At 59.1% G+C, this 23,836-nt stretch carries 19 protein-coding genes, 1 other RNA gene and 1 pseudogene; 10 read left to right on the top strand and 11 right to left on the bottom strand.

Annotated elements, in window-relative coordinates; genetic code table 11:
• Positions 1-36 precede the first annotated feature (36 nt).
• From ACFU99_RS00835 to ACFU99_RS00790, 10 genes and pseudogenes are all read left to right on the top strand, one after another.
• Positions 37-303, top strand: coding sequence for a hypothetical protein (locus ACFU99_RS00835; protein WP_384383800.1), 267 nt, complete (start codon positions 37-39; stop codon positions 301-303).
• A 304-nt stretch (positions 304-607) separates the two neighbouring features.
• Complete coding sequence (locus ACFU99_RS00830) at positions 608-1,000, top strand: hypothetical protein (protein ID WP_384383798.1); 393 nt, start codon at positions 608-610, stop codon at positions 998-1,000.
• 181 nt (positions 1,001-1,181) lie between these two features.
• A pseudogene (locus ACFU99_RS00825) lies at positions 1,182-1,295 on the top strand (histone-like nucleoid-structuring protein Lsr2); the annotation flags it as partial.
• Between the two features lie 1,760 nt (positions 1,296-3,055).
• The gene (locus ACFU99_RS00820; RefSeq protein ID WP_384383795.1) at positions 3,056-3,328 is read left to right on the top strand and encodes a hypothetical protein; all 273 of its coding nucleotides are present in this window, start codon (positions 3,056-3,058) and stop codon (positions 3,326-3,328) included.
• An RNA gene (locus ACFU99_RS00815) (hammerhead ribozyme type II) lies at positions 3,327-3,393 on the top strand. The genes ACFU99_RS00820 and ACFU99_RS00815 overlap by 2 nt, the downstream gene beginning before the upstream one ends.
• A 780-nt stretch (positions 3,394-4,173) precedes the next feature.
• Complete coding sequence (locus ACFU99_RS00810) at positions 4,174-4,827, top strand: hypothetical protein (protein WP_384383792.1); 654 nt, start codon at positions 4,174-4,176, stop codon at positions 4,825-4,827.
• A complete protein-coding gene (locus tag ACFU99_RS00805; RefSeq protein ID WP_384383790.1) occupies positions 4,827-5,168 on the top strand; it encodes a hypothetical protein in 342 nt (113 codons plus the stop codon). The genes ACFU99_RS00810 and ACFU99_RS00805 overlap by 1 nt, the downstream gene beginning before the upstream one ends.
• 291 nt (positions 5,169-5,459) lie before the next feature.
• On the top strand, positions 5,460-6,722 hold the full coding sequence (locus tag ACFU99_RS00800; RefSeq protein ID WP_384383787.1) for a hypothetical protein: 1,263 nt from the start codon (positions 5,460-5,462) through the stop codon (positions 6,720-6,722).
• Between the two features lie 116 nt (positions 6,723-6,838).
• On the top strand, positions 6,839-7,297 hold the full coding sequence (locus tag ACFU99_RS00795) for a hypothetical protein (protein WP_384383785.1): 459 nt from the start codon (positions 6,839-6,841) through the stop codon (positions 7,295-7,297).
• Between the two features lie 105 nt (positions 7,298-7,402).
• A complete protein-coding gene (locus ACFU99_RS00790; RefSeq protein WP_384383782.1) occupies positions 7,403-7,816 on the top strand; it encodes a histone-like nucleoid-structuring protein Lsr2 in 414 nt (137 codons plus the stop codon).
• Positions 7,817-8,702: 886 nt separating this feature from the next.
• Here ACFU99_RS00790 and ACFU99_RS00785 read toward each other — a convergent pair.
• The 11 genes from ACFU99_RS00785 to ACFU99_RS00735 all read right to left on the bottom strand — a co-directional run bounded on the left by ACFU99_RS00785 (position 8,703) and on the right by ACFU99_RS00735 (position 23,808).
• Positions 8,703-8,969: a hypothetical protein gene (locus tag ACFU99_RS00785; RefSeq protein WP_384383779.1), complete on the bottom strand. Its 267-nt coding sequence runs from the start codon at positions 8,967-8,969 to the stop codon at positions 8,703-8,705.
• Positions 8,969-9,916, bottom strand: a complete 948-nt coding sequence (locus tag ACFU99_RS00780) for a peptidoglycan-binding protein (protein ID WP_384383776.1) — start codon at positions 9,914-9,916, stop codon at positions 8,969-8,971. Before ACFU99_RS00780 ends, ACFU99_RS00785 begins: the two co-directional genes overlap by 1 nt.
• 97 nt (positions 9,917-10,013) lie before the next feature.
• On the bottom strand, positions 10,014-10,256 hold the full coding sequence (locus tag ACFU99_RS00775; protein ID WP_384383773.1) for a hypothetical protein: 243 nt from the start codon (positions 10,254-10,256) through the stop codon (positions 10,014-10,016).
• A gap of 565 nt (positions 10,257-10,821) precedes the next feature.
• Positions 10,822-11,961 (bottom strand): hypothetical protein, encoded by a 1,140-nt coding sequence (locus ACFU99_RS00770; RefSeq protein ID WP_384383770.1) that lies wholly within the window; start codon positions 11,959-11,961, stop codon positions 10,822-10,824.
• A 1-nt stretch (position 11,962) separates the two neighbouring features.
• Complete coding sequence (locus ACFU99_RS00765; RefSeq protein ID WP_384383767.1) at positions 11,963-12,379, bottom strand: hypothetical protein; 417 nt, start codon at positions 12,377-12,379, stop codon at positions 11,963-11,965.
• A 451-nt stretch (positions 12,380-12,830) separates the two neighbouring features.
• Positions 12,831-13,589 carry a hypothetical protein gene (locus ACFU99_RS00760; RefSeq protein WP_384383765.1) on the bottom strand — a complete coding sequence of 253 codons (759 nt, stop codon included), beginning with the start codon at positions 13,587-13,589 and terminating at the stop codon, positions 12,831-12,833.
• Positions 13,589-14,629, bottom strand: coding sequence for a hypothetical protein (locus ACFU99_RS00755; protein ID WP_384383762.1), 1,041 nt, complete (start codon positions 14,627-14,629; stop codon positions 13,589-13,591). The genes ACFU99_RS00760 and ACFU99_RS00755 overlap by 1 nt, the downstream gene beginning before the upstream one ends.
• Before the next feature lie 14 nt (positions 14,630-14,643).
• Positions 14,644-15,648, bottom strand: coding sequence for a phage distal tail protein (locus ACFU99_RS00750; protein ID WP_384383760.1), 1,005 nt, complete (start codon positions 15,646-15,648; stop codon positions 14,644-14,646).
• A 4-nt stretch (positions 15,649-15,652) separates the two neighbouring features.
• Positions 15,653-16,840 carry a siphovirus ReqiPepy6 Gp37-like family protein gene (locus tag ACFU99_RS00745; protein ID WP_384383757.1) on the bottom strand — a complete coding sequence of 396 codons (1,188 nt, stop codon included), beginning with the start codon at positions 16,838-16,840 and terminating at the stop codon, positions 15,653-15,655.
• Between the two features lie 121 nt (positions 16,841-16,961).
• Complete coding sequence (locus ACFU99_RS00740; protein ID WP_384383754.1) at positions 16,962-17,465, bottom strand: hypothetical protein; 504 nt, start codon at positions 17,463-17,465, stop codon at positions 16,962-16,964.
• Positions 17,466-17,562: 97 nt separating this feature from the next.
• Entirely contained in the window at positions 17,563-23,808 is a 6,246-nt protein-coding gene (locus ACFU99_RS00735) for a CHAP domain-containing protein (RefSeq protein WP_384383752.1), read from the bottom strand.
• Between the last annotated feature and the right edge of the window lie 28 nt (positions 23,809-23,836).

Raw genomic sequence — 23,836 nt, 5'->3', positions numbered from 1 at the left:
GGTTAGGGCCCTCGTGCAATCAAGCGAAGGAACGCCATGATGTTCTTCGATCCCGAGTTCGTACCGACAAAGCTCGTCGTCCGCTATGTCATTGGTCAGCAGGAACGAGAAGCGCTTGTCCTCGCTAACGGCCACAGCCTCAAAGAGCATGTCGATCGTCTGGAAGCAATCATGGAAACTAACAACCACTTCGACGAAGATACGACGCCAGCCGATTCGTTCGTAACCTGGCCACTAGCCGCAGGGGGCGCAGTAGCGATCCGAGTCAACTCGATCATTGCTCTCGAAGCCCTTGGCACTTGAGAACAGAACGATGCGGCCCCCGCCGGGCTATGCCTATCGAGACAGGTCGGCATGATGCCGATGACCGTCCCGCCGTCCTTGAGGGCTCTCCCACTCATCAACAAGGCCGCGGCCGGTGTCATCCCACCACAGCTCGTACCCGCACACCGAGCACTCTCCAGCAGTGCAACCCGCTCGGTCGACAGGCCGCAGACCCCAGCTCCAGGCAGCCTCATCATCCATGTGCCAAGACTAGGGATTGACCCCGCCGGCCGAAGCCGAATCGGGCAACCCCCTGACATGAGAGGACCGCTAGCATCCCCCCATGCAGTCACGCAGCGAACCGGAAATCGAGGACGAGGACGAGGCGGCGCCATGGACCCAAGTAGCCGACGAGCAAACCGGAGAGATACGCGTTCTCGAAGACGAATGCACGACGTGCATCTTCCGCCCCGACAGCCCCTTTCACCATGGCCAGCCGGGCGGCGTTCAGAGCGGACGAATCGCTAGGATGACGCAAGAGGCCATCCAAAATCAGGGCCACATCGTCTGTCACAACACGATCGGAACTGAGAAGGGCGCTATCTGCCGCGGCTTCGCCGACAGGTGGGGAAAACACTCGTTGGCAATCCGACTAGGTACCGCCCTTGGAACGCTGACAGAAGTCCCAGACCCCAAGGAGGACACCTCCGACCTTACTGATTCAACCCGTGATTGAGTAAGCTCAGGCGGCGCCGAGGGGATAGATTCGCAAGAATTCGAACAGAGTATGAAGCCCTTCCCAGCACCGAGAAACCTGGTACCTTACGGGAATGAGCGATACATGCCCTCGTTGCGAGGAAAAAGCCGACCTCATCGTAGATGGCCAATATCTCGGTGTATGCGGACCATGCTTTGCCGACGAAGCCGTAGTCAAGCACTGGGCTAAGGAAAACGGCCACGAGGTCAACGACCGCGGTCGAGTGCCGGCCTCCATCATGGACGAGTACAACAAGGCCCTCGCTAAGCAGTAGAGAACATAGAAGGGTCCCACAGTCACTGTGGGACCCTTCTATGCGTGTAGGCACACAAGTGCGCCGGCCATGCTGATCTTACTCAAAGCGCGTGATTAGTTGTGGGGCCCCGCTGAATCTTTATTGAGGCGAGTCGGTAAATCCATACCCCGAACGAGCCTCCAAGCGCACTTGCTTGAACCTGCCGCCGCACCTCATTGCCAGTATCGAGTACGCGGAACTCCGCAGCCCTCAACCTCACCACAGGTCCAGGGGCGATGAAACCGACGTCCGGATTTCCATCCGTCCAATCCCCATCAACCAGCGTCAGCGACACGCCACCAGTTTCCGCACGCAAGGGCTGGCCGGCCCTCATACGTTCAATCGCGGCAGACGTAAGACCGACACACATACCTGACCTGAGCGTACCCACTATGATCTCAGGTTGTTCCATTGATCCACCCCCTCAAGGCAAAATCCATCGAGTCTCATTGTACCAACCGGGCTATCTAACCTTCTGGGGTTAAGTCAACAAGGCAGGTGGAATTAAGTAAGCTCAACATCACTCGGGGTCACCAGATACGTACGTAGCCTGAGGACGGGCCTCGGCTGGCGGTTCCGGCCCATATATGTATCCATTACCCCACCTAACATTCGACCTATTTAAATATCCTGTTGCCTATGGTTGCTTGATCTAATTACCCAATCTAATGAGGGCGGGCGGGGCGCGATTCGGGGGATTGAGTTGAGTCGGCGGTATGAGTGCCGACAGGCAGGGTCATGCTGGGCTCATGTCGACTGCCGAGAATGCCTCTAGCTGGCTCTCTGACGCTCTAGGAATGCCTGCCGGGGTGATGGTCTAGGTATCGCTGGAATGGCGCTCTGAATGCCCTTTCTGGGCTTTCTGGGAAAGCGATTCCGGGCTATACAAATGGGGGGCGCATGCCTTATAGTCGAGCTATCGCCAAGCGGGAACGGCGAATCTCGAAGCCGAAAGGCGGAGAGAATCTAAAGGCCCGAAAGCGTGATAGGCTGGTGAAGCCAGCAGGGGAAAGGCTCGAAAGGGCCGGACGCTTGATGGTGGAGTTAGCTAGATGAATAGTACTTGTTTTACAAATGATGCCCGGAGGGACGTGGATCGGCCTGAGACGCAACAGTAGGCACGGCTATAGGCAAGCTGTGTGTATGCCACTCTGTTGTACGAGGCTGTCTAGGTGAAGCGTATCGAAGGAAGCATTTGTTCCTTGGTAACTGAATAGTGTAGCTGTGTTCGCGGGTGGGTACTTTTCTCTGCGATACCGTACATTGCGGCAGATGGGATGGTTGTTTGCGTCCTTGACTAGCCTCCTGCTTTGTAGGGGAGTGTCTACCGCTGCATAGGTCAAGGGGACGGCGCTTGCTGCGTCGTGATATGAACTGTTGTCAAGCCCGCGAACGATTCTCCAATTTCTTTCTTTCTCTCTCTTGCACTTCGGTGCAGCGTGGGGGACAGGTCTTGGGTGCCGGCATGCCATATGCGGGTATCCATCTATGCCCTGTCTTCGGCGCTGTCCTCATAGTCCTTATGGCCTGTGAGGCAAGTCGAGGTGGCTAGGTGCGTGTTTTTTTACCCAGTTACTCAAGTGTGCAAGTTATGAAAATGGTAGCCGACAAGGCTTGGCCTCTTGGGTCGCGTAGCGCGGTCAAGAGTAAGTGGCGCAAGCGCTGAAGGCTGCTATTTTTTTGCTCAGTTATTCAAGTGTGCAAGTTTCGAAAACGAGAGTCAGTAAGGAGTGCTTCTCATGCGTGATTGGGAAACAGGCTCGGTGATCCTGTCCAAGGTGAAGCGAGTCAAGGTCTTCCACCTCAATTCGTGGCAGAGCATCACTATGGGCATTGCCGAATTCGATAACGGAGAGGTCCGCACGGTTGAGCTCCGGAAGGACTTCACGTGCGTCTCAGTGCGCCTGAATAGTTCTTATGAGGGCGCGATAAGGCTGGTGCGAGTCAAGGAAAGGGATCGCATCACTCGCGAGCTTCCAGAGTTGCCCGGATTCGGCGCGAAAAAGAACTAGCCGAAACACCCCTTCGGGGGTGTCTGCGGGGGGTTGCCTCCCCGTACTGATGATGGCAGGCAATGAGAGATAGGAAAGTGGATGTCAGCTAGTCCCATTCTGTGCGCAGAATGCAGCATAGGCATGTACGCCCCTGAAGGGCGGACACGCTATGTGTGCTGTAACTGCGGCAAGCGGCTGACGGAGCGGGATTTGGTTCTCGATCCCGGCGAGAGTGTGTTTTGGATCAATGACCGACTGCATGTCGACCACGGCGAAGCACTCTAGGCCGGCAAGGGGACAGCTATGTCTGTAGCCAGGTACCGAGCTGCCCTGAAGAAATCCTATGGGCGCGGCATTGCTTACGTCGATGCGATACGTCGACAGCAGCATGCAGCCAGGCTCGTTCTCGATCCCTTCGAGGCTCGTAGGGTCGCTGAGGTCGAGAAGTTCAGTAGTGGACTTCTGTGCCTGCTGGGTGAGGCCCCGTACGGCATTACTGTCACGCGGGTGGCTCCGGAATGCGGGCGCGGATTCAAAGTCTCTATGTACTGGGTGATGAGTAAGTACGCCCGCAGTCAGGCGTACATGTTTCACAGGTGGTTGCCTGCGATTCGTGCTGCCCAGCATCGTCGAGCGTCGGAAGTCATGGTTTCTAAGGGCATGACGGCGAGATCTTTTCGGCGTATGGACTTTATTGATGAGCCTTTCTCTGAGGCTGTTGCGTGGCATGACGTTCGGGTTTGGTGATTAGAGGTTAGCCCTAGATCAATGCTTAGGCATTGAAGTGGCACACGTGCGGGTTCGATTCCCCGTCCTAGGGCGCTGCGTGGCCTCACGGTCGCGCTGAGAGAAAAGGAGAAAGTATGGATTACCGCAATGTGGCGTACGGTCACGTCCCGCAGCTGGGTTTTATTGAGCTGCGGTGGAATCCGGGGGGTGGTATCAGGGTCGCTCAGGCTTATACGCGTGAGCGGGTAGAACTGTGTGATAGTTGCGCGCAGACTCCCGTACGCCCCGATGCCACTCCGGGCGAGATTCTGGGGATAGCCGCGTACTGCGGTGACGGCGTGCTGTTTGGTATCCGCATTGAGGATATCGACAAGGCAGCCATTTGGGGTCCCGAGAGTTTTTACCGTCGGGCCCGAAACTGGGAAGACATGGGCATTAGTGCTGCCGGCCTTCTGGCTGTGCTGCATCGTGCTGCCTGGTCTCCTTGGTGGCGAGTAGAGGCCGTGCCGTTTGAAAAGGGCTCTGCTAATTGGATGGCTCGACTGTCGATGGCGGACCCGCTGACATTCCGGGAATTTCTGGGGCCGGTCAATGTCGACGCTGGAGCGGTTCGCAGCATGCTTCGTACAGCGCAGCATCTCATGCCTGAGGACTGTCCTGCGCGTGGCGTGTTGGATGCCTTGATGACGGATGATCCGACTTTGGCGGCTAAGGCTCTAAGGCTGTTGAGCACCAGAGATGCGGACATGATTTTGCAGTACGCCGCTTTCGGTCGGGAGGCATTCTGATGAGCAGTGACGACACCATACGCGTGCAGGTTATCGGGAACTCGTATGTTCTGACTCGGTGGTTCACTGAGCAATGCTGTGTGCAGGTCCATATGGATCGCATCGGATCGCTGGTGCTGCATTGCAACGTCACATTTTGGATCGCCGAGAATTCGATGGATGGCGGTTCTTGTTCTGTAAATCCTGGCGACGACTGGGATTACGGGTTGGAGCGCGTCAAGTGGTGGCTTTCCGGCCGTGTGAAGTACAGGGCTAACAAGGTGTTGCCGCTCTATGGCTACGCGGCCATGTATTGCACGCAGCTCCCTGGATGCAGCTGTGAGATCCACACCGATAAATAAGTAGAAGGAGGTAGCAAGGTAGCCCCCCTGGTTGGGTGGTCCTCGGTTCAATTCCGAGGTGGGGCGCAATGCCAGCCGGTTGGTTGGCAGGAGAGAAAGGAGAACAGTCATCGTGAAATGCGGGCCCTGTGTGATAGAGGGCAACAACGCATCTACTGTCGTGGGCCTGCTTTCAGTAGCCTTCGGCAGTGTGGCCGAAGCGGGCCTGTGTGAACCTCACGCCCGGAAATTTTGGGATTGGTTCATGGAGGCATTCCCTCAGTCCGCGATCATGATAGATGGGGAACAGATGTGAGCACGCGAGAGGTCCAATTCTATGGGCCGATTGGTGAGGCCGTGCAGGAGGTTGCGCCGACAGTTGGCGTGGATCCTGTGGGGATCTATGCAGCCAGTCTTTCCATGTGGTCTATGGCTATCTCTGACAAGGTATTCATGGATTCACGCCGAATACGGTCACCGCTGGTATCAACAGTACTAGTGGCCGGCACAGGCGTAGGGAAGAATGTGATGCTGCGTGCTGCCCGTCACATCATGGAAGATTCTGTGGGCCATGATGTGCGCATTCGGGAAACGTCCGGCATCACGTCTGGTGCGTCTCTGGTCGATTACCTAACCGAGCAGATGGCGCTTACCAAAGAAGCATTGGGGTACGAGGATAAACGAGTGATCGTCATCGATGAGGAGTGGAAAGAAACCCTCGTCACGGTGGCTCGCGATCGGTCGTACGGTACAAAAATCCGGCAGGCTTGGGACTGTGAGACGCTGCGAAATACTCGTATGCGTAAAGGTCCCAATGACGGTCCTCAGGTCGTTCATAGTGCGAGAGTGGTGTTTCACTCTCATATCACGCCTGAGGATTGGCAACAGCACGTCTCTCTTAAGGAGGCTGCCGGAGGATCATACAACAGATTCCTGCCTGTGCTCCTACAGAAGATGCCGCTAGTACGGAATCCGAAAATGGGGGACTCCGATACCAGTGCCCTCACGGATGCGTTTTCATGGATTCGGCAGGAGAGTCCCATTATGGAGCTCTCGAAAGCTGCCGATAACCTTGATTGGGCGATACGTCGGGGAGAGAGGATCCTTGACGAGATCCTGCCCCCGCATCAAAGCGTATTTGTCTCCCGTACCGCTGAACAGGTTCGAAGGGTAGCTGCGCTATTGGCGTGCTCGGTGGGGGATTCAGTTATCTCCCGTGAGCAGATGCTAGCCGCAGCAAGTTTCGTGGGACACAGCATTGATTCAGTGAAGATCCTAACGAGGGATGGTCAAGGGTCAAAGCGTGCTCCTAGGAGTTTTTCAGAGCGTGTCATTGCGGAACTTGAATCGCATCCGGGTGGCGTTCCGAGTGCCATTCTTCAGCGGCGTACCGGAGCACTCGCATCTGACCTTGAACACTTGGCCGCTACCGGTGTCATCACCATAGACAAGAAGGTCGATGGTCCGGGGCGTCCGACGAAGCTTTGTCGTCTCAATAAGGGACGTCCGGCCGGCAGCGGTATAGCTATGTCCGTGGCCGACCAGAACCCGTTCCTTGAGGTTATAGGGCTCTAGCAACTTCCTTCCCCGGCGCTCTGTCGGGGTAGGGCAACGAGAGAAAGTGGAGAAACATGCTGTACGTAGCTGCCGCGACGGGAAAGGCCCATTCGTCACTCGGTCCCGAAGACTGTGTGTCCGTCAAACAGAATAGCCGAACCGACTTCAAGGGGATTATTCCCTTGCCTGTCGAGAAGTACCAGTCTGGTAATGACTGCAAGTGGTGCGCTCCTGCTATTCGGAAGGAGATCGACGGGCACGAGTACGACTATGGGGACGCTGAAGATGAGGAACTGGATGAGTTCGTCATCGACCCTGAAAAGCAGGCAGTGGCCGAGAAGAAGCATGGTTTCCGCGACATTGAGGATGTCATGACGAATATCGGCCACCTGGCAGTCAACGCTAAGAGTGCCCACGGTCGAGAATTTTGGGCACAGGCGGTTGACCGTATGCGGAATGAGATTCGGTACGTGGAATCGGAGGAGTCGGGGGACGATTCCGCGCAGGATGCGTTGCCGATTCCCACAGCACAGGAAAAGCCAGCGGCTGAGCCTGTGAAGAAGGCCGCGAAAAAGACTGCCGCTAGCAAGTAGTGAAATGGCCCGCCGCCTTGGTTTGGGGGTGATTTCTCCGGTTCGATTCCGGGGGCGGGCACCATACCCACAGTGGGTAGTAGCGAAGGAAAGAGGAGAGAACAGATGGCGAAGCAGACGCGTACTGTCACTGACTACACCGATGACATGACGGGGCTTCCGCTCACGGGTGATGAGGTAGAAGAGGACTTCACTCTGATTATTGACGGAGTGAAGTTCGTGATGGATACCACTGTCGTGACTGCCAACAGTATTCGAGAAATGTTGATGGCGGTCGTTGGGAACGCAGAGATCAAGGGTGGCGATTACGTCTCGTATCAGGCTGCTGTTCCTGCTCCTGCTCCGGTAGAACGTGCTCCGAAGCACAGTGCGAAGCGTCAGGCGCTGGTTCAGAAAATCCGTAGCTGGGCAAAGGCCAACGACTTTGATATTGCTGATCAGGGGCGTATCCCGCAGCCCATTCAGCGGGCGTTCGAGATCCATAACCCCGATGTGGATATGAGTCCGCTGAAGGGCTAACACGAATAGTTGGCCTTGATGGAGGCGCGATCACCTGTGAGGGGTGGTCGCGCCTTTGTCATGGCTGCCCATTCCGGACAGCCTGAAGAGAGAGGCACACAGTGGGAACGTGGAAATATACAGTGTGGGCATGCTGTACGCCTAGATACACGAATCCAAAGGATCACGATGGTTCGTGCCACACGTGGGCACGTAAGGCGACCTTTTGGGACTCACTTTGGCTGAGTGCCATAGAGAAGGCATCGTCATTGCCGCACGCGTTCGTGCAATCCGAGTACACCGTAACCGGGGGATCTCGCACCATCTATGAGCACATTGAGGGTGGTGGGCTGTGCTGGGGCTGCCTGCGTCGGCATGAGAACACGCACACCGTGCATTCGATCTCCCCGGAAACGGGTCTGTGTGCACCGTGCGTTGACGTCAGAAAGCGGCGGGGCCCGGCGACTCGTACCCCCACGGGAAATCAATTCATGTGCGCCGACTGTCGGAGCTCTCTTCGGAGCGAGCATGTACGACTGCGCCACGAATTGAGGATGGACCCTAACCCACGGCTGTACCGGCCCTACCTCGAAGTTGCGCGGGAAGACGCATCTAGCTAGTTAGATAGTTCGCCTCGTTGGAAGGCATGGATGCCTGAATCCGTGCCTTCCTTACCGCCTATAGGAAGGCACAGAGAGATAGGAGAGTAGGACCGGAACGCAAAGAATGCCCCCGACCCGCGTCACGACGACGCAGGCCGGGGGCATTTGTGTTTGGTCGGCGCGCTACTGGTGCTCGTTGTCGTGCAGCAGATCGACCACGCGGACACGCTCCACCCGGCATGCCCTGAAACACGACTAGCCCCCAAGTCACCTCGATGTGAAGCGACTTGGGGGCATTCGTGCGTTCAGGCCAGTGGCGTACGTGGTCGCGCGCCGGCGTCCAGGTCCTGACTGGCCTTACGGGTCTTGTCGTCCTCGCACCGCTGGACAGCACCACCACCCCAGAGGATCGCGCCCACTAGAGCGAGGATCGCATCCTGGGGGATGTGCGGTACGTAGGTAGCGATGAGTGCCAGCAGGGATGTCACGACGCCGTACACCCTCGCGGGATGACGCCTCACAAACGTGATCAGCCCGTACGTGGTCGCGCGGGTAGCGTGCTTGCCTGCCATCACGGAAGGGTGATCACATCACCGATGTGGATCAGCCCGGCATCCTTGATCTGCGGATTTGCCTTCATGAGCGCGGTCACGGTGGTCTTGAACTTGACCGCGAGTCCAGAGAGCGTGTCCCCGGACTTAATCGCGTAGGTGTGCAGCTTGCCGTAGTCGGCTCGAAGCTTGGCCAGCTGCTTCGGACCAGGAATCCCATCGGCACTGCCGGTATCGCCGATCTTCAGCTGATAGGCACGCATCGACTCCGTATCGGCGGACGACCACACCGGGCCAGGGCCTTCCTTGTAGCGTCCGCAGCCGGCGGCCACCAGGAGCTGACCGAGCTCGGTGATGTGCTTGCCGGTCGAGCCCGGCCCGTATGACTTGCCATCGATGACAACCGCGGACCCGCCGCCGGGCGCCGGCACCGAACCCCCGCCCTGTCGGATGTCCGACTCGTTGGCCTCCTGGCCGAAGTACGTGACACCGGCCCGTCCCTTCCACGAGGGATCAGCGCACGTGATCCCCTCCGGGTATGCCGGGTATCCGTAGCTGTCGGTCCAAGCGGAGTGCCGCGAGACCTTACGCCGGTAGACGCCATCACCTGTGCTTGACCCGTTGTCGTTCGTGTTGCCACCTACCGTGTAGATATAGGTGCTGTCATAGGCATACACGATCTCCGTGTGAGATCCACCCGGCCCGTACTTCGAGGACGAGTCACCATAGAAAACCTGCGCTCCGACCGCCGGATACACAGAAAGGCGTCCGCGGCTCTGGAACCAAGACTTCGCGACTCCACACGATGCGGTGTTCGGGAAGAGGGAACCATTGCCCGACTCCGCAGCAACAGCGCTTGTGAAATCCGCGCACCACTCCTCAGCCGGTCGACCCATCGCGGACGAGAAGCGATTGGAGTTTCCGGAGCCTTCCTTGTAGCCAACGTACTTCTTGGCGGTGCTGATCATTGCATGTGCTCCAGCCATGTGGAGTCTCCCTGTCTGTAGGCATGAAAAAGGACCCGCCATCGGCGAGTCCGAGAATTGGGGTATCGGGTTGTGCTGGCTAGCTGTGTGAGATCTGAACAATGGCCACAATCACCGAGGCCGTAGACGTGATCACCGATGCGCTAATGGCATACTTCCACTTCTCGATGCCACGAATGCGCGCCTCATGGTCATCGAGCCGACTCGCGTTGGTATCCATGACCTGTCCTATCCGCTGTACGTCCTGTGAGAGTGCCCGGAGTTCCAGATAGATATCTGTGGCAGTGATGACAATGCCGTTGTCGTCGTCGTGCAGGACCATCCCCTTACTGAGTGGCGCCGCGGCTGATGAGTACCGCCGAAGCGCGGTTGAGCTGCTCTGATTCGCGAAAGCCGGGCGAGACCTCCCACGCACCTGTGCCAGCTGGAGCATTGACACGAAACCAAAGCTCCTCCCCACTGTTGAGAGGTACGAGGCTGCGGAGCGAGGACGTGAGGTACGTGTTAGGAACCATGGGCGAGTCGAAAGACCGGGCAAGTTCCCTGTCTCCGCCGGCATCAGAAGCTATGGCAGCAAGTCGCACAGCTGGCTTCTTAGACATGTCCTTGGGAGTGAGAGCGGTGAAGTCTGCCAGGATGAGATAGTGCCCAGTCTCCGGGACCGCAAAGGACGCATTGGCATTCGCCGACCATCCGCCATGCTGGGCGACTGAGTCCCATCTCAGCGTCATGTACGAGCCGTCATTGGGGATGCCGGTGATCTTACTCAATCCGGCTACGGTCAGCCGCGCTGGATTAGATAGATACGCGTAGGCGTCACGGCTACGGGAATTGAGTTTAGTAGCGTCTACGAGGTCACGGGACGTCCAGTCAGCAAGGTCTATGGCCTATGCCTCCATGCTGGTAGCTGTGGGAGCGAGCATGACCGCAGCGAACGTGTCCCACGATTCCGTGTTCGGCCCGTTCCAAAAGTTCCGCCATGTGAGCCCGGTGCCTGTGCCGATAAAATAAGTAGAAACGGTGTCACCCGCGTTCAGGTAGACCACCTCCGTGGCCATAGTCGATGAACCATAGCTACTGCCGGTGTTTTGGCGTTGGTGAAGAGACACCAATTGGCCGTTGCGCAGCAGGTTGACTTGCCAACTTCCATACGGCCCCGCGGTCCCATCGCGTTGGATGGCCAGTGAGAGGCAGATCAGATAGACGCCCGAGGCCGGTACCGTCACCGCGGTTCCGTCCCTGCTGAGAGCCCATCCGCCGCACTGCTCAAACTCGGCTGTCGCCCAGGACACTTGCCGGCCGACATTGGACGGAGAGCTATATGGGGATACTGCGCGACAGGCGAACCGCGCCGGACTGTAGAGCGCCTGCAAGGGAGCCGTGATCCGGCGAGTCATGTCAGCCGGGCCGATACGAGTGCCATCGGTCCACGTCTCCATCGCTGGAGGCGGCGCGGTTGGCGCGCTGAACGAGGTAGTTCCGGGGCCGACCATCACCGCTGAGAACAGCCCTTCCCACTCGCCGGACTGAAGGTTGTAGGTCGAGCTGGGTGAGCGCGAGTCCAGATAGCTGGCTGTCGCGATGGCCTCTCCGGCCTGGAAGTGCACGGCGGCGACTGCCGAGACGACTTGGATGCCGTCTTGCTGCTGCATGATCTCCCGCACGGCCGCGATGCTCGTGATCGTGCCGCTCGTAGCCCTCTTGGCAATGAAGATCGCGATGCCGTCGCCACCGAGCTGGATGGCCCCGGCCTTGAGTGTGAGCGTCGCAGTCACGATGTAGATACCGGTATCCGGGACCGTGAACCACTGGCTTGCTGAGTCGGGCCGGAAGCCATCGAGATTTGGCGCCGCCCACTTGATGTAGGCGCGCTGTCCTCGCGGCACGCTCTGACCCGCAACCACACCGCGGCAGGAGAGCTGCGGCATGGCAGAGAGGTAGCGGTATGGATTGCGCACCTGTGCGTTCAGCTTCGCCGCGGTGACGACCTCGCGCGTCGACCAGCTGCCGAGTGTTGGGGCAGGCATATCACTCCAGATAGGTCGTCTGTCCGAGAACGGATGCGGACTCGTCGCCCAGAATCCACACGCCATGTCCATCCGGGTTGGGCCTGCCGGGAATCGTCACCAGGGCGACGGCGAGCTCTGGCACGGTGGCATCGAGCTGAAGCACGCCAGGAGAGGCAGGAGCTCCCACGGTGTGGGCCGTCATCATGTGAACCTGCAAGTCGCCGAACTGGCCCCCAACCTCAGCTGTGTTGGTGAACCCCTTGGGCCATCGAACGCCCGTGAGGTCCTGTGACAACGCCATGGCTATATAGAGGGACTGGAAGTCGGTGCCGGCCTGCAAGGCCATCTGATCGGCACCCATGGCCGTGTTGTAGTCCACGATGGGATCAGTGGGGAAAGCAGTGGCGTCGGCGCCGCGGTAGATCAGGTTCATCACGACTGCGTTCGTGTCCCGAGAGCCACTGACACGCCACGAGATCGACCGGCCCTTATCGGGAGTCCATTCGAAGGCCGACACCTTTAAATGCAACTTGGTCGGATCGAAGGTCTGACCGTAGCTCAATCTCCGTGGGTCGTTTTCCATCTCTGGACTGCCCGCTTTGAATCGGCGTGGCGGTACAGGCGGCGAGTCTGCATAGGAGGCACAGACGGATACCACAGTGTCTGACAGGCGTATTTGATCCGGCAGGCGGAGAGTCGCTATGTCCGTGGCCGTGTAGCTGGCACTCGTGCTCTGGGCAAGCTGCGGAAATTCAACCGGACTCGGCTTGGCGGTACGCCACTCATGCCCATCCCAGATCCGCGGAGGGCTTTCCGCCCAGCCGCCACCTTTGCTCGCAGTGTTGGTGGCTGCCTTGATCCACTTGCCTCCGGAGTAGACGTGTGCGCTATTCGGCATACTGCACCCACACGTCACCAATCTTCGGATGCTCAGGCGGAGTCGGACCGGAATAGACGCGCGCCGTGCCGATATTCCGAGCGTTGACCGTTCCGGCCGTGACTATTGAGCCGTCGCCCTTGACCACGAACGCAGCCCCATCAGCAGATGAGCTAGCTCGACCCGTCCGGCAGACAATGAACGCAGCATCGACGGGAATTGGCGCACCGATAGAAAGAGGTGTCTGCGGACCCACGCTATCGATGGTCATCGTGCCATCGTTAGCGAGACGTGTGAACGAGGTTTCGCCATCAGTGAGTTGGTACACGTGTCCAGCCCCGTCCCCCTCTCCGGAAACGCGGACGCTCAGCCAATCCCGTCCGGCTGGACTCGTGACGCTCGCCCCCGATTTCGGAACTGCGCGATCAAAGAGGCTGTCCGCGTACTGCCGATCGCCGTGCGGGTCGGTTCCGGTGATGTGCTCGTCCAGGAGCCGAGCGACGTCAGTCGACAGTGTCATGTAGCGGCCGGCACCGAAGTCGAGCCATAGATAGCTGATGCCGTCCGGGCCCATGAATGCCGGGATCATGCCATTCGCATCCGCAGTGAGCATCGACATTGGATTGCCGTTGGTGTCGATAAGATCTGTCAGTTGGTCGGCGTCAGGTTCCCCGGAAGCCCACACGGTTCCCGTCGAATTGGGCAGCCGGGCACCAGTATTCGTCTCGGCCGCCGTGTCTGTCGTGCCTGCGAATAGGTGGCGTGCCATCAGTTCCCCTCATGGTAATAGTCAGCCTCATAGACACCAGTGACGACCATCGTTGAACCCTTAGGGAACCGCGTCCACCAGTCTCCGCCCGCTATCAAACTGCGGTAAGACTGGAGTACCGGCTGACAGGTCGAGCCGCCGTGAATGAAAGCCGAGCCAACGAGATAGTTCGGCATGCCCTCATACGGCGTCACCCCTGCATCGTTGTTGTAGAGGCTCGCCGTCATCATCTGCCAAATGCCGCCGCGGCTTTTAGTGGGTAGGGAGATGTCGAGCGCTTTACCGTCACCACCCCAAGTGACGTTGCTCGTGTTGGTGATGTTCGCCGTAAACCACATCGTGTTGGATGAGATCCACTGATAGTGGCCGACAGCGCTATAGCGTCCACCATTCCAGTTGAGCCGCGGCGTGTACGTACGCATTTTGCCGATGGCGCTCACGATCGACCAGCCGCCCTGAGCTGCGTACATGTGTAGCTCTTCAGCTCCGGTATTGCGGCTCCGGTAGTACGCCATATCGCCAGGTACTGGATTGCTGGGGATATCGACGTCATTGACTGCTGGAGGGCGCCCAGCATCAAAGAGAGTCCGCACATCGCGGATCGACTCTACGACGGTCGTTCCTCGCTTGACTGTCACCTGAGCAAGAGGGAGTTGCCAGATGCCCCCATCGATCTGCCGTACGCCTGGAGGCTGCGGAGCCACCGCCGGCTGACCCTTGAGTACCTTCGCGGAGGCCCTGCTGTTGGCCATGTCCACCTCGATGACCACGAGGTCAATGCGCGGTTGCGCTTCTGTCTGCCTGCTGAGCGGCAGAGTCACCGCCTGGTCCGCCTGGTAGGCAAAGCCCCTCACTAGAGCACGGCCAGGAGCAACGTCGACTGCCGCAGTTTGGGCGGTCGATACCGAGACCGACAACGCTGCATCTCCCCAACGGCCGATGACACCACTCGGGGCGGCCGGAGCGGTGAGGGTCTGCCAGCGTTGCGCGTCGACTTTTTGTCCGTCGCCACTGTCGAACGGCCAAGAAGTTTCAGTCATGGATCATCTCCTGTTCAGCCGCCGACGTATGAGAGGTAGCGGGGTACGTAATGCAGGCGGATCAGCGTATTCAGATTGACTCCGCCCGCGGTCACCTTGAGTCGGTTCTTTCCAGGCTGGAGAGACCACAGGGCCGAATCGGCCTTCATCTGCGGCCATAGGTTCGCGCCGTCTTGAACGACAGTCTTCACTCCGGGCCTCGTGTCGACCACCATCGTTCGAGTTGCAGGGATGGTGTACTCGTCTTGCATCCGGAATGCCTGACCTGTGGTGATGTTTTCGAGAGATAGGCCAGTAGCAGCACCCACGCACGACCATACCGGCCAGGCTTCAACTGAACTGTCGTTAAATACGTCAACGAGCCCGTCAGGGGAAAACGCCGTTGAGCTGATCCGCAGAGGGAAAAAGCCAGGGTAGTCAGAATTGGATAGAAACGGCTTGGCGGCACCCTGAGACAGGTGCCAGTCGTATTGCCTTTCGGCATTGCTGTACCAGTAGGGGTCCATGGCCCGCAGGACAAGCGGATACTTGATGTGCCGGAAACCGGCGTTGTCCTGAGTCTCGGCACCCTCAGCGCCAGAAACGTAGTAGCACTCAAGATGGCGGGCAATTCCGTCGCCCTCAGTGATGGTAATCCAGCCCGGCCCGCTATGCGGATTGAGTGCTCGGAGAAGCCGGTTGTGCAAATGCGTGGCGCTCTCGCGGTCGACTCCCCGAATCGCGATCGGAATAGTGATGTCACGAGTGGTGGCCCGAACGGATCGGAACAAGCCGCCATCCATGTTGGGTAGCTGATCGGCCTTGAGGTCGTACGAGGGCATTCCGAGGCCGGCAGGCCCCCACGTAATCCCTATGCCCGCAGGCTCGACAGCACACGCAATGTCGCCTGTGAGCGGGATCGTGTCGCCATTCGCACCTGTCCACGTGACGAAAGAACGAGCCCAGCGGACTGGTGTATACGTCTCGCCGGTTGGATTGCCGCCATCCGTCGAATAGTCGTATTGGGCGGGAATCGGCATCGCATCACATCCTCGTACTCAGCAGGTTCACCCTTTTCCATAGCGCCTTGATCTCGCCGAAAACGTTGGTGGGTGCCTCTGTGCCCTGGTTGCCGATATTCGGCGTGATAGTCGATCCTTCGGCCGTATCTGAGATCGTCACCTGTCGCACGATGTCCTGATGGACAGTGCCGTCAACGAGACAGGTGACTTTGTCTCCTATCCACCAGTCGCGGCCGAACGTGCAGCTCGGCGTATCAATGGGATAGACCTGGAGATTGCCCTGAGGCGCATTCTCCGCTAGAGCGGTCTGGCCGCGCTGATCCATAGTCACCAATGCGGCCTGGAGCGTAGTGCCGGAATCCACCTCGCTCGCCAGAACGGGCGATCCGTCCTTGCCCTTCTTCACGGGAATATCCCGAGCATCAACAAAGAGCTCTGCGGTAAACCCCCAATACGCCTCACTGTCACTGTCGACGTACGAGCGAATGAAGCGCTCACGCCCCTCACCCTGTGCGGCCACAATGACCCGAGTGGCTTTGGGGGCCGTCATGCTGTACACGTACTCTTTGAGATTCCCGAGCTCAGGCGAGAATCGCACCGAGTCGGTACGGTCCTGAAGAGGGAACGTGTCGAGCCTGATATACCGACTCTCGGGTTCATAAATGTTGCGCCACCCGATATTGCCAGACTCCGCAATGGCCTTCACCGCGTCACGCAGATTATCGAAACGTACGCTATACGGCGTGACCGGACCATATTCGTCATACCGCCATGATCCGGTAGCTGTCGGCGTGACATAGTGAAATGGCCTCCGACCGTCGAGCGCTGACACGCCACAGTTCCGGTCGATCAGAGATTGCAGAGCATGAGATGCCAACTGGTCCGATGCCGCATCCGCGGTCTTCGACTGCTTGTCGAGCGGACTCGACGTATCGGGATAGCAGGCACGACCCTGGATGATGGCATTGTCATCAGTTCCCGATACGAAAAGTGCGCCGGCGCCCGAGTCGGTGTCGACCGTCCAGTATTTTTGAATGCCCTGAATCGGACCGGACAGGATCGGCCTCTCTATGCCATCTCGATAGACGACAATGCCGCAACCCGGCTGAAGAAGCTCAGAGTGCGGGCGGCCAGCCTGAACCTTTAGCGTCCACTGCCCGGTGTCGCAATGCTTGAGCACTGCGGTGAACTCTAGATAGTCATCAATCATCCCAATCGGAACTAGCTGGCTATCCCGAATGATGATTCGATACTGCCCCAAATCTATACCTCATGACAGTGGGGCATAGAGGTTACATCCTCTATGTCCCACAATGCTCTGTCGACCTCTGTTAGTCCGCTTGCTTTGTAGAGAGGTCTTCTTGTGCTGCGTTGCAGAAACGCTGAAAGTCAAAATCGATGAATGTCAGAAACTGGCGTCTAGTGTTCTCTCCATTATGCCCGATGGGGCAGGGGAGCATGGGCCTGCCTTGCGTCTCTAGGAAACCAGCCAAGGCCCTAGCCATTTGTGCTATGTCCGCCAAAGGGCCTTCGGTGCGCATTCCCAATACCCTCATACGCACGATCATGTCATCGATCTGGGAAATTGCATCCCAAATCTGACCGTCAGGTGATACCGCCAACTCTTGGTCGAGTGTGACGTTATGGTAACTCACCATAGATGCTCGAAAGGCTCTCCACTTTTGAGTAAACTCGGAGATCACCTCGAAGCGCCGGTCCCAGATTTTTCCGTCTATCTCATATGTCCTTGTGGAATCACCGAAGTGTAGTTGGCTGATGTCGCGTCCTTGGAGCACGACGCCATGCGCTGTTGTCTGCGTGATCTTGTTGTCCACTTCGGACACCACACGGCCCCCTCACCATCCAGAGAGCAACAGAGTGCCATGGGTTGGCGGGAGGCCGTGTGGTGTCCGTCGGAGATGGGGGCTTCCGCTACAGACCATGCATCATGTGCGCCCTCTCCAGGGCCCTCATGATCGTCTGCTCTGTCGGCACATCAGGTGCGGCGTTGATCGTCACCGTGACCGGACGACCGCCGAGCATGCTGGCAGTCTCGGCAGCAGTGTGAACACGCTCGCCACCCCTCATCTCCACCAGCTCAGGGCCGCGTTCGCCGACCAGGGCGAGACCTGGTGACGCGCTCCTGGTGCCCTTGGCGTACCAGTGATGCCGCTGCCAGAAGTCCCAAGCGCGCTCGGGATCGTCGTAGCGCTCCTTGATGTAACCGAGACCCCAACGTATCTGCGTGACAGCGTTGGTGAGCCAGTCGTTGCCAGCCGTCGCCATTTTCGATGGGGGAAGAGCCTGACCGACGCCGTACGCTCCGCTGTCGGGATTCTTGGCGAACTGGTTCCATCCGGACTCATGGGACCATATGGAATCCAGAGCGCCGAACTGCGAGCTCCAACCCATCTGCTTGAGCAGCTGCTTAGCGACCGCCCGATTCTGTGCAGGCGTGCCACCATCCAGACCACCCGCATCCGGGATCGTGACGCCGCTTGCGTAGGCACCCGGCCAGCCGGAGAAGCTGGCTCCCTCGATGCCGGCACCCCGTGCACGGAAGACGTGATCAGGGTCAGACAGGCCGCGAGTCAGCCTCCGAACAGTCGGACCAACGTTGCCCTCAATCGTATGCAGGACGCCATTCGCAACAGACTCAACTAGCCCAATGTGGCCACCATTTCGATAGGTCACGATGTCGCCAGCACGAGCCTGAGAGGCGCTGATACGTGAGCCCGCGGCCTCGGTGTTCCATGTAGCGACGGAAGGCCAACGGTTGGCCGGAGTGCCCTGCGGACTGTTCCAGTACGAGGAGTTGGCCCCGGCCTTGTCGACCACCCACGATATGAAATCCGCGCACCACTCCTCTCCGTTGTACTGGTTGTATTTCACGAGATTGGGCCCGGTCTCGGTATAGCCGAGTTCCTTCTGTGCCTCCTTCACGGCTGCGGACGCGCCGCCCACATGGTCATCGAGATACTTTCCCCACTCAAGAACTGATCCCTTGAAGTGGTCGACTACTCCGCCATTGAGCCTGCCCATCGTTCCGAAGGCGTCGCCCACCGCTTTGGTCATGGCCTCGATGTTCTGAGACCAGCCATGCGAGAGAGCATCGGCATAGCCCTCGTACGGATCGCCCTGGTGAGCGTGTACCCATCCGGCGCCGCTCTCGCCCTTCCACGCAAGCGGCTTGACGATCCCGCCGTTGGCGAACAGGTTTCCGCCCATGCGAGCTGCACGATTCCACTCCTGAATCGTGGTGTGCCCAAGGGCTCGAACGACCTCCGGCCTGAGGACTCCTTCACCCGGAGAGAGCACGGCCGGCACAACATCCCGACCAGGGGAGTAGCCGGGGACGATCCCGCCATGCGCGAACTGCAACGCCTTCAGTGGAGCCGACGAGCCGGCAAGCCCGGCCATCGAGGACGTCATACCCACGACGCCGCGGTTGTAGGGTCCGCTGATCGTGCTCCTGGTCGCCGAGTCCACGTATGACATGGCGCTCTGCCACACGCTCTTGATGGATGACGCCGTACTGCGGAACATCGACTCAAGATCGCCGAGGCCGCTACCAAGCGACGAGAACGACCCGCGAGACGTCGAGGCCGAACGGTCGATCTGCTGGCTTACCTGAGTCCACGTGATCCCGTTGGAGGCCAGGAACTCACGGTCAGCAGCAGTGAGGTCACCTCGGAGCTGCAAGGTCCAGGCCGTCATAGTCGGCAGGGCGGAAGACTGCCAAGCGTCCTGGACGCTCTTGCCGATGGCCGCCCAGGCGTCGACTGATGTCGTCCTGTACTGCGTCGTAGTCGGGGAGAGGTCGGTTCGTACCTCGTCCGACATAGCGACAAAGGACGGCTGAATGAGTGTCCGCCAAACCTCCTCGATCTGCTCTGCCAACGACTTAAAGTTGCCGCCGCGCGCAGCAGCGTTCAGCCCGTCAACCCGGTCTGTACCGAGAAGCCGCGTGATCTCCGGGCGCAACACAGATTCGCCAGGAGACAGCAGAGAAGGCACCGAATCCCGCCCCGGCGAGTAGCCCGCAACTACTCCGCCCCGCGCATACCCCTTCGAGAAATCGAAGAGGCCATCCAAGTTGGGGAGTGCTTCCTTGAGCCCATTGAGTAGATCCTGAGCAATCTCCTTTGCGAACTCCGAAGGGTCGGCAAGGAACGACCGGAGCTGACTGAACGAATCGGAGAACATCTGAATGAACCCGCCGAACAACTCTGACGCGTACGCCTTCAGGTCGCCGAGCACTCCGCCCGGATCGGTAACAAAGCGGCCCGCGAGATCCAGCAGTGCATCAACGCCATCAACCAGAGATTTGATCATCTCGGTGAGGTTGTCGAAGACCGCTTCGAGCGTGTCCATCGAGAACACTCCGCCAACCATGCGCTTTGCACGGCCGACGACGTTGCCGTGCCCGTGATACACGTTGTCCATAAAGGACTGGCCGACCACTGGACCAGCAACACCCATAGCCAGACCCGCGAGCTGCGTCCAGGGTGCTCCCTCAGGCTGTTTCACCAGCCATGGAGGCAGTTTCTTTGACAGCCAGTCAGTGAGATTGTCGGGCAGGCCGGAAAACTGGCCTCCAGCCCAAGTGGCCTTACGGCCCACCCAGGAACGCACGCCGGCACCGGTCGAGCCGAGTTTGGTTGTTGCCTTGTCCAGCCCAACCGCTGCTGTGGCAGTGCGGGCAAGGCTGGTCAGGTCGAGGAGCCGGCGGAGCTCGTCCAGGCCGCCAAAGAGCTTGGAGAACCCGCCTCGACCGCTACCGCCACCGCGGCTTGCCGAGCTGCTGATACTCGGGGAAGCCATAGCGAACATTGCCCCGCTCGTCCCCGAGCTGGCCCCCGCAGACGCCCCAGGTCCGATAGAGCCGCCGCCGTACGACGCGTGTACGCCGTAGTCAACGTACCCACGAGGAGCAAGCGACCGCCCCTTGCTGCCCTTGCCCTTGCCGCCCTTGCCCTTTCCTCCGCCTCCGCCCTTTTCATCTCCGCCTGTCGCCTTGTTTACGGCAGCGAGGGCCGCACCGAGAGCGCCAGTCGCCTTGGTGACCTTGTCGACAGTGTCTTTCAGGCCCTTCAGCCGAGACTCAGCAGTGCGGAAGGAGACACGGTTGATCTTATTCAAAGCGGGGTTGAGGCCGGATGTGCCCGACGGAACCCCGACCGCATTCTTTACCTCGTTGACAGCCGTTCTGAGGCTGCTCGCTCCCACCAACTTTCTCTTGATGGCATCAAAGTTGATGTCTTTGAGATTGCGTATCGCGGTCGCGAGCCGAGTAACAGATGCCTTGGCTTCCTGAACGGACTGTTTGAGAGAGCCGTTCGCCCCATCAAATTCATTCCGCACGTGCGCTGTCGAAGCTGTCTCATTGAGTTGAGTAAGAGCAGTGCGGACGTTGGACACGCCTCGCTCAGCCGCTCCAGCAGAGTGCGTAACGGATGCCTCAGGCCCATTCAGCTCAGACTGAGCATGCCCAAGGCTGAGACCATTCAGAGGTTCCAGGCCGCGCGTCTTGACCTGTGTGACTGCCGTCTCCGCCTTCATCGCGGAGTGCGCCACAGAGCCCTCAACGCCCGCTAGCCTGCCCTGAATCGGAGACAGGTCCGCGGTATTGAGAGCCGCAACCCCCAGCGTTTTGATGTGCTGGATTGCCTCGTCTGCCTTCACGGCAGAATGCGAGACAGACACCGTGCTGCCATCAAACTCCGTGCGGATATGATCCAGGCGCACATCATTGATGCGCTTGATCTCCTGGGCGAGAAGCTTTAGCCGCTCGTCCACGGACTTGATGGCCTTCTCTGCCGAGTCGACCTCAATCTCTATGCGCTGCTTCTGCGTCTGAGGAACAGCAGGCAGATGGTCACGGGCGGCAGCGCGGTTGGTGGCACGCCGATCACGTCGCCTCTGCGCGTACTCGTCTTCGTCTCGGTGGTCCAGGACGTAAGGGCGTGATGCTCGGCGAGCCCGGTACTCGTCACGATCCCGCTGCCGGCCGCTCCGCCGCTCGTCAGCCCACCGTGCCTCATTGTCGCGCCCGCGGCGTTCCGACTGGATGAGGCGGGACCAGTCGGCAGCAGTCTGCGGCTGTCGATGGTCGGCTGACCGAAGAGCGCGCCGCTCACCCTGGTATCGCTGTCGTGCAGCTCGGCGCCGGTCACGATCGTTCCAATCGATCAGTCCGCCTGAGCCTGCCTGAGTTGCGGCACGGGCGTACCCACGGACCGTACTTTCTTTGCCCGCACCCCATCGCAGACGGGCGTTGTCGCGCTCCTGGCGAAGTCGATTCGACCATCCCCAGCCATCTTCCTTGGCGTCCCGACTGCGGGCGCGAGAATCACGGTAGCCGTCAGAGAACCGACCACCGCGCGCCCTTTTCACGAAACCAGTGCCCACGTGTTTGGTTCCTCGAACCAGGGTAGTGACACCCTTCGCCCCACCCGTGAGCGCCTTGCCAAAGGATTTGGCTGAACTCCCCAAGCCGCCAACCAGCTTGCCGACTTTGCCGAGTATCTTGGCTGTGACGCCGAACGCGATGAGGAGCGGGAGAGCCTTTACGGAGAATGAGATCAGTGTCTTCAGGAATCCCTGAAGTGCCGGATGGTCGGCCACAAACTTAGCTACGTCAGTAGCGATTGTGACGACACGATTCAGACCGTCGACAAAGGCTTTCGCCGCTACCTTGAGGCCAGGAAGGACCGTCTTCCAAAGCTCCGTGAGCCCGCTGAGGACCTTAAGAACTTCCTTGTACAGGTCAGTTTGTACGTGCGTGAGCATCCCGCTATCGGGATCACGTCGCACCCTGAACTGTCCATCCTCGTCCCGCTCCGCAAAGAGCCCCATCAGGTCGCGCTCGGCCGATTCCTTCATGCCCTGGATTCGACCCGCGATCGTGGCAGTCTGGGCGCGTTTGGCGGAATCCCCAATATCGCCACCCGACTCGATCAGCTTCTCTATAAACTGCTTTCCGCTCGGTGCAGAACTGGCGGTGATATCCGCCATGAGCTGAGCGGCTGCACTCTGCTCCTTGCCTTTGGTGCCCTTGTCCTCTACATAGTTCGGCTTTCCGTCTTTGAAGCCGTCTTGTATGTACTGGCCGCCGTTGTCCTTAACCCATTTCTTGCCCTTCTTCGCCCAATGCTGCTTTGGGCTCTTGATTAGGTTAACGCCGCCCTTGTCCTCGTAGCCGAACAGCGTTGCGGTCTGCTGCATAGACAGGTTCGTTGCGGTTTCAAAGGGCTTAAGATTCCGCAGCGTGAGCTTATCCGTGTCCATGATGTACGTGAGCTGCTGCATAGCTCTGGACAGCTTGGCGGGGTCAGTAATGCCACCCTTCGCCGCATTGTTGGCCACAGCCTTGATCAGCTTCTCGGACGATTCGGCCGCCTTATCCGGCGACGTGCCATGAGACGTCAGAATGCGAACGTACTGCGGAGCAAATTCGTTCATGTCGTCGAGCGAGAACGAGCTATTGATGGCGAATTGCTGGAGATTGTTGAGCAGCTTGCCAGTAGCCGTGATCGAGACGCCCAACCCGCCGAGTGAATTTGCGGCACGGTCGAACGAGTCCGTTGCGTGGATACCGAATTTTACGGCTGCACCGCCGGCCAAAGTCAGCGGCGCCACCACATTGTGAGTGAGCAGAGTAGCCAACTCGGCAGACTGCGCGCCCATATGCTCAATGTGCTGACTGCCGCGGCGCCACCTGGCACTCATCGTCGCAACAATCCCGGCCTGCCTCGCTGCGGCAGCCTCCTCGGCCTTTGTCGCGGCAGCGAGCTCGGTACGAAGCGCCGCCAAGCGTTCCGTCAACTCGGCCTTGTAGTCGACGGTTACCTGTCGCTCAGCCGCAATCTCCTGCGATTTCGCAGCCTTGTAGTCCCGCAGACCCTCACGCAAGCTCGCCTGAAGCGCCGTGCGATTCTCGCGGAGAACGGCTTTGTACTGAAATCCGGTCTCTTTGAAAGCCTGCTGCTTGCGCGCTTCGCCGAGCTGTGAGGCTCGCACCATGGCCTTTACGGCCGATTCTTCCTCGCGGCCCATGGTGGAAAGCACCGCACGATGCCTAGCAGACAGGCCCTGAAGAGCCCTGTATTTCTCATCAGCGGCATTGAAAGCCAGTCGCACAGCCGCCGCCGCACCCTGGCCCTCCTTCTCGGTCACCCACTCAATAGCCCTGGCCTGTGCCTGA

It is taken from the genome of Streptomyces sp. NPDC057654 (assembly GCF_042800135.1).
GTDB lineage: Bacteria > Actinomycetota > Actinomycetes > Streptomycetales > Streptomycetaceae > Streptomyces.
Note: the sequence above shows the minus strand (reverse complement) of the source record. Positions and strands in the feature narration are given on the sequence as shown.

Coding starts and splice junctions, on each gene's coding strand:
- ACFU99_RS00835 (WP_384383800.1), top strand. CDS start 37: ATGATGTTCTTCGATCCCGAGTTCGTACCGACAAAGCTCGTCGTCCGC.
- ACFU99_RS00830 (WP_384383798.1), top strand. CDS start 608: ATGCAGTCACGCAGCGAACCGGAAATCGAGGACGAGGACGAGGCGGCG.
- ACFU99_RS00820 (WP_384383795.1), top strand. CDS start 3,056: ATGCGTGATTGGGAAACAGGCTCGGTGATCCTGTCCAAGGTGAAGCGA.
- ACFU99_RS00810 (WP_384383792.1), top strand. CDS start 4,174: ATGGATTACCGCAATGTGGCGTACGGTCACGTCCCGCAGCTGGGTTTT.
- ACFU99_RS00805 (WP_384383790.1), top strand. CDS start 4,827: ATGAGCAGTGACGACACCATACGCGTGCAGGTTATCGGGAACTCGTAT.
- ACFU99_RS00790 (WP_384383782.1), top strand. CDS start 7,403: ATGGCGAAGCAGACGCGTACTGTCACTGACTACACCGATGACATGACG.
- ACFU99_RS00785 (WP_384383779.1), bottom strand. CDS start 8,969: ATGGCAGGCAAGCACGCTACCCGCGCGACCACGTACGGGCTGATCACG.
- ACFU99_RS00780 (WP_384383776.1), bottom strand. CDS start 9,916: ATGATCAGCACCGCCAAGAAGTACGTTGGCTACAAGGAAGGCTCCGGA.
- ACFU99_RS00775 (WP_384383773.1), bottom strand. CDS start 10,256: ATGGTCCTGCACGACGACGACAACGGCATTGTCATCACTGCCACAGAT.
- ACFU99_RS00770 (WP_384383770.1), bottom strand. CDS start 11,961: ATGCCTGCCCCAACACTCGGCAGCTGGTCGACGCGCGAGGTCGTCACC.
- ACFU99_RS00760 (WP_384383765.1), bottom strand. CDS start 13,589: ATGGCACGCCACCTATTCGCAGGCACGACAGACACGGCGGCCGAGACG.
- ACFU99_RS00755 (WP_384383762.1), bottom strand. CDS start 14,629: ATGACTGAAACTTCTTGGCCGTTCGACAGTGGCGACGGACAAAAAGTC.
- ACFU99_RS00750 (WP_384383760.1), bottom strand. CDS start 15,648: ATGCCGATTCCCGCCCAATACGACTATTCGACGGATGGCGGCAATCCA.
- ACFU99_RS00745 (WP_384383757.1), bottom strand. CDS start 16,840: ATGATTGATGACTATCTAGAGTTCACCGCAGTGCTCAAGCATTGCGAC.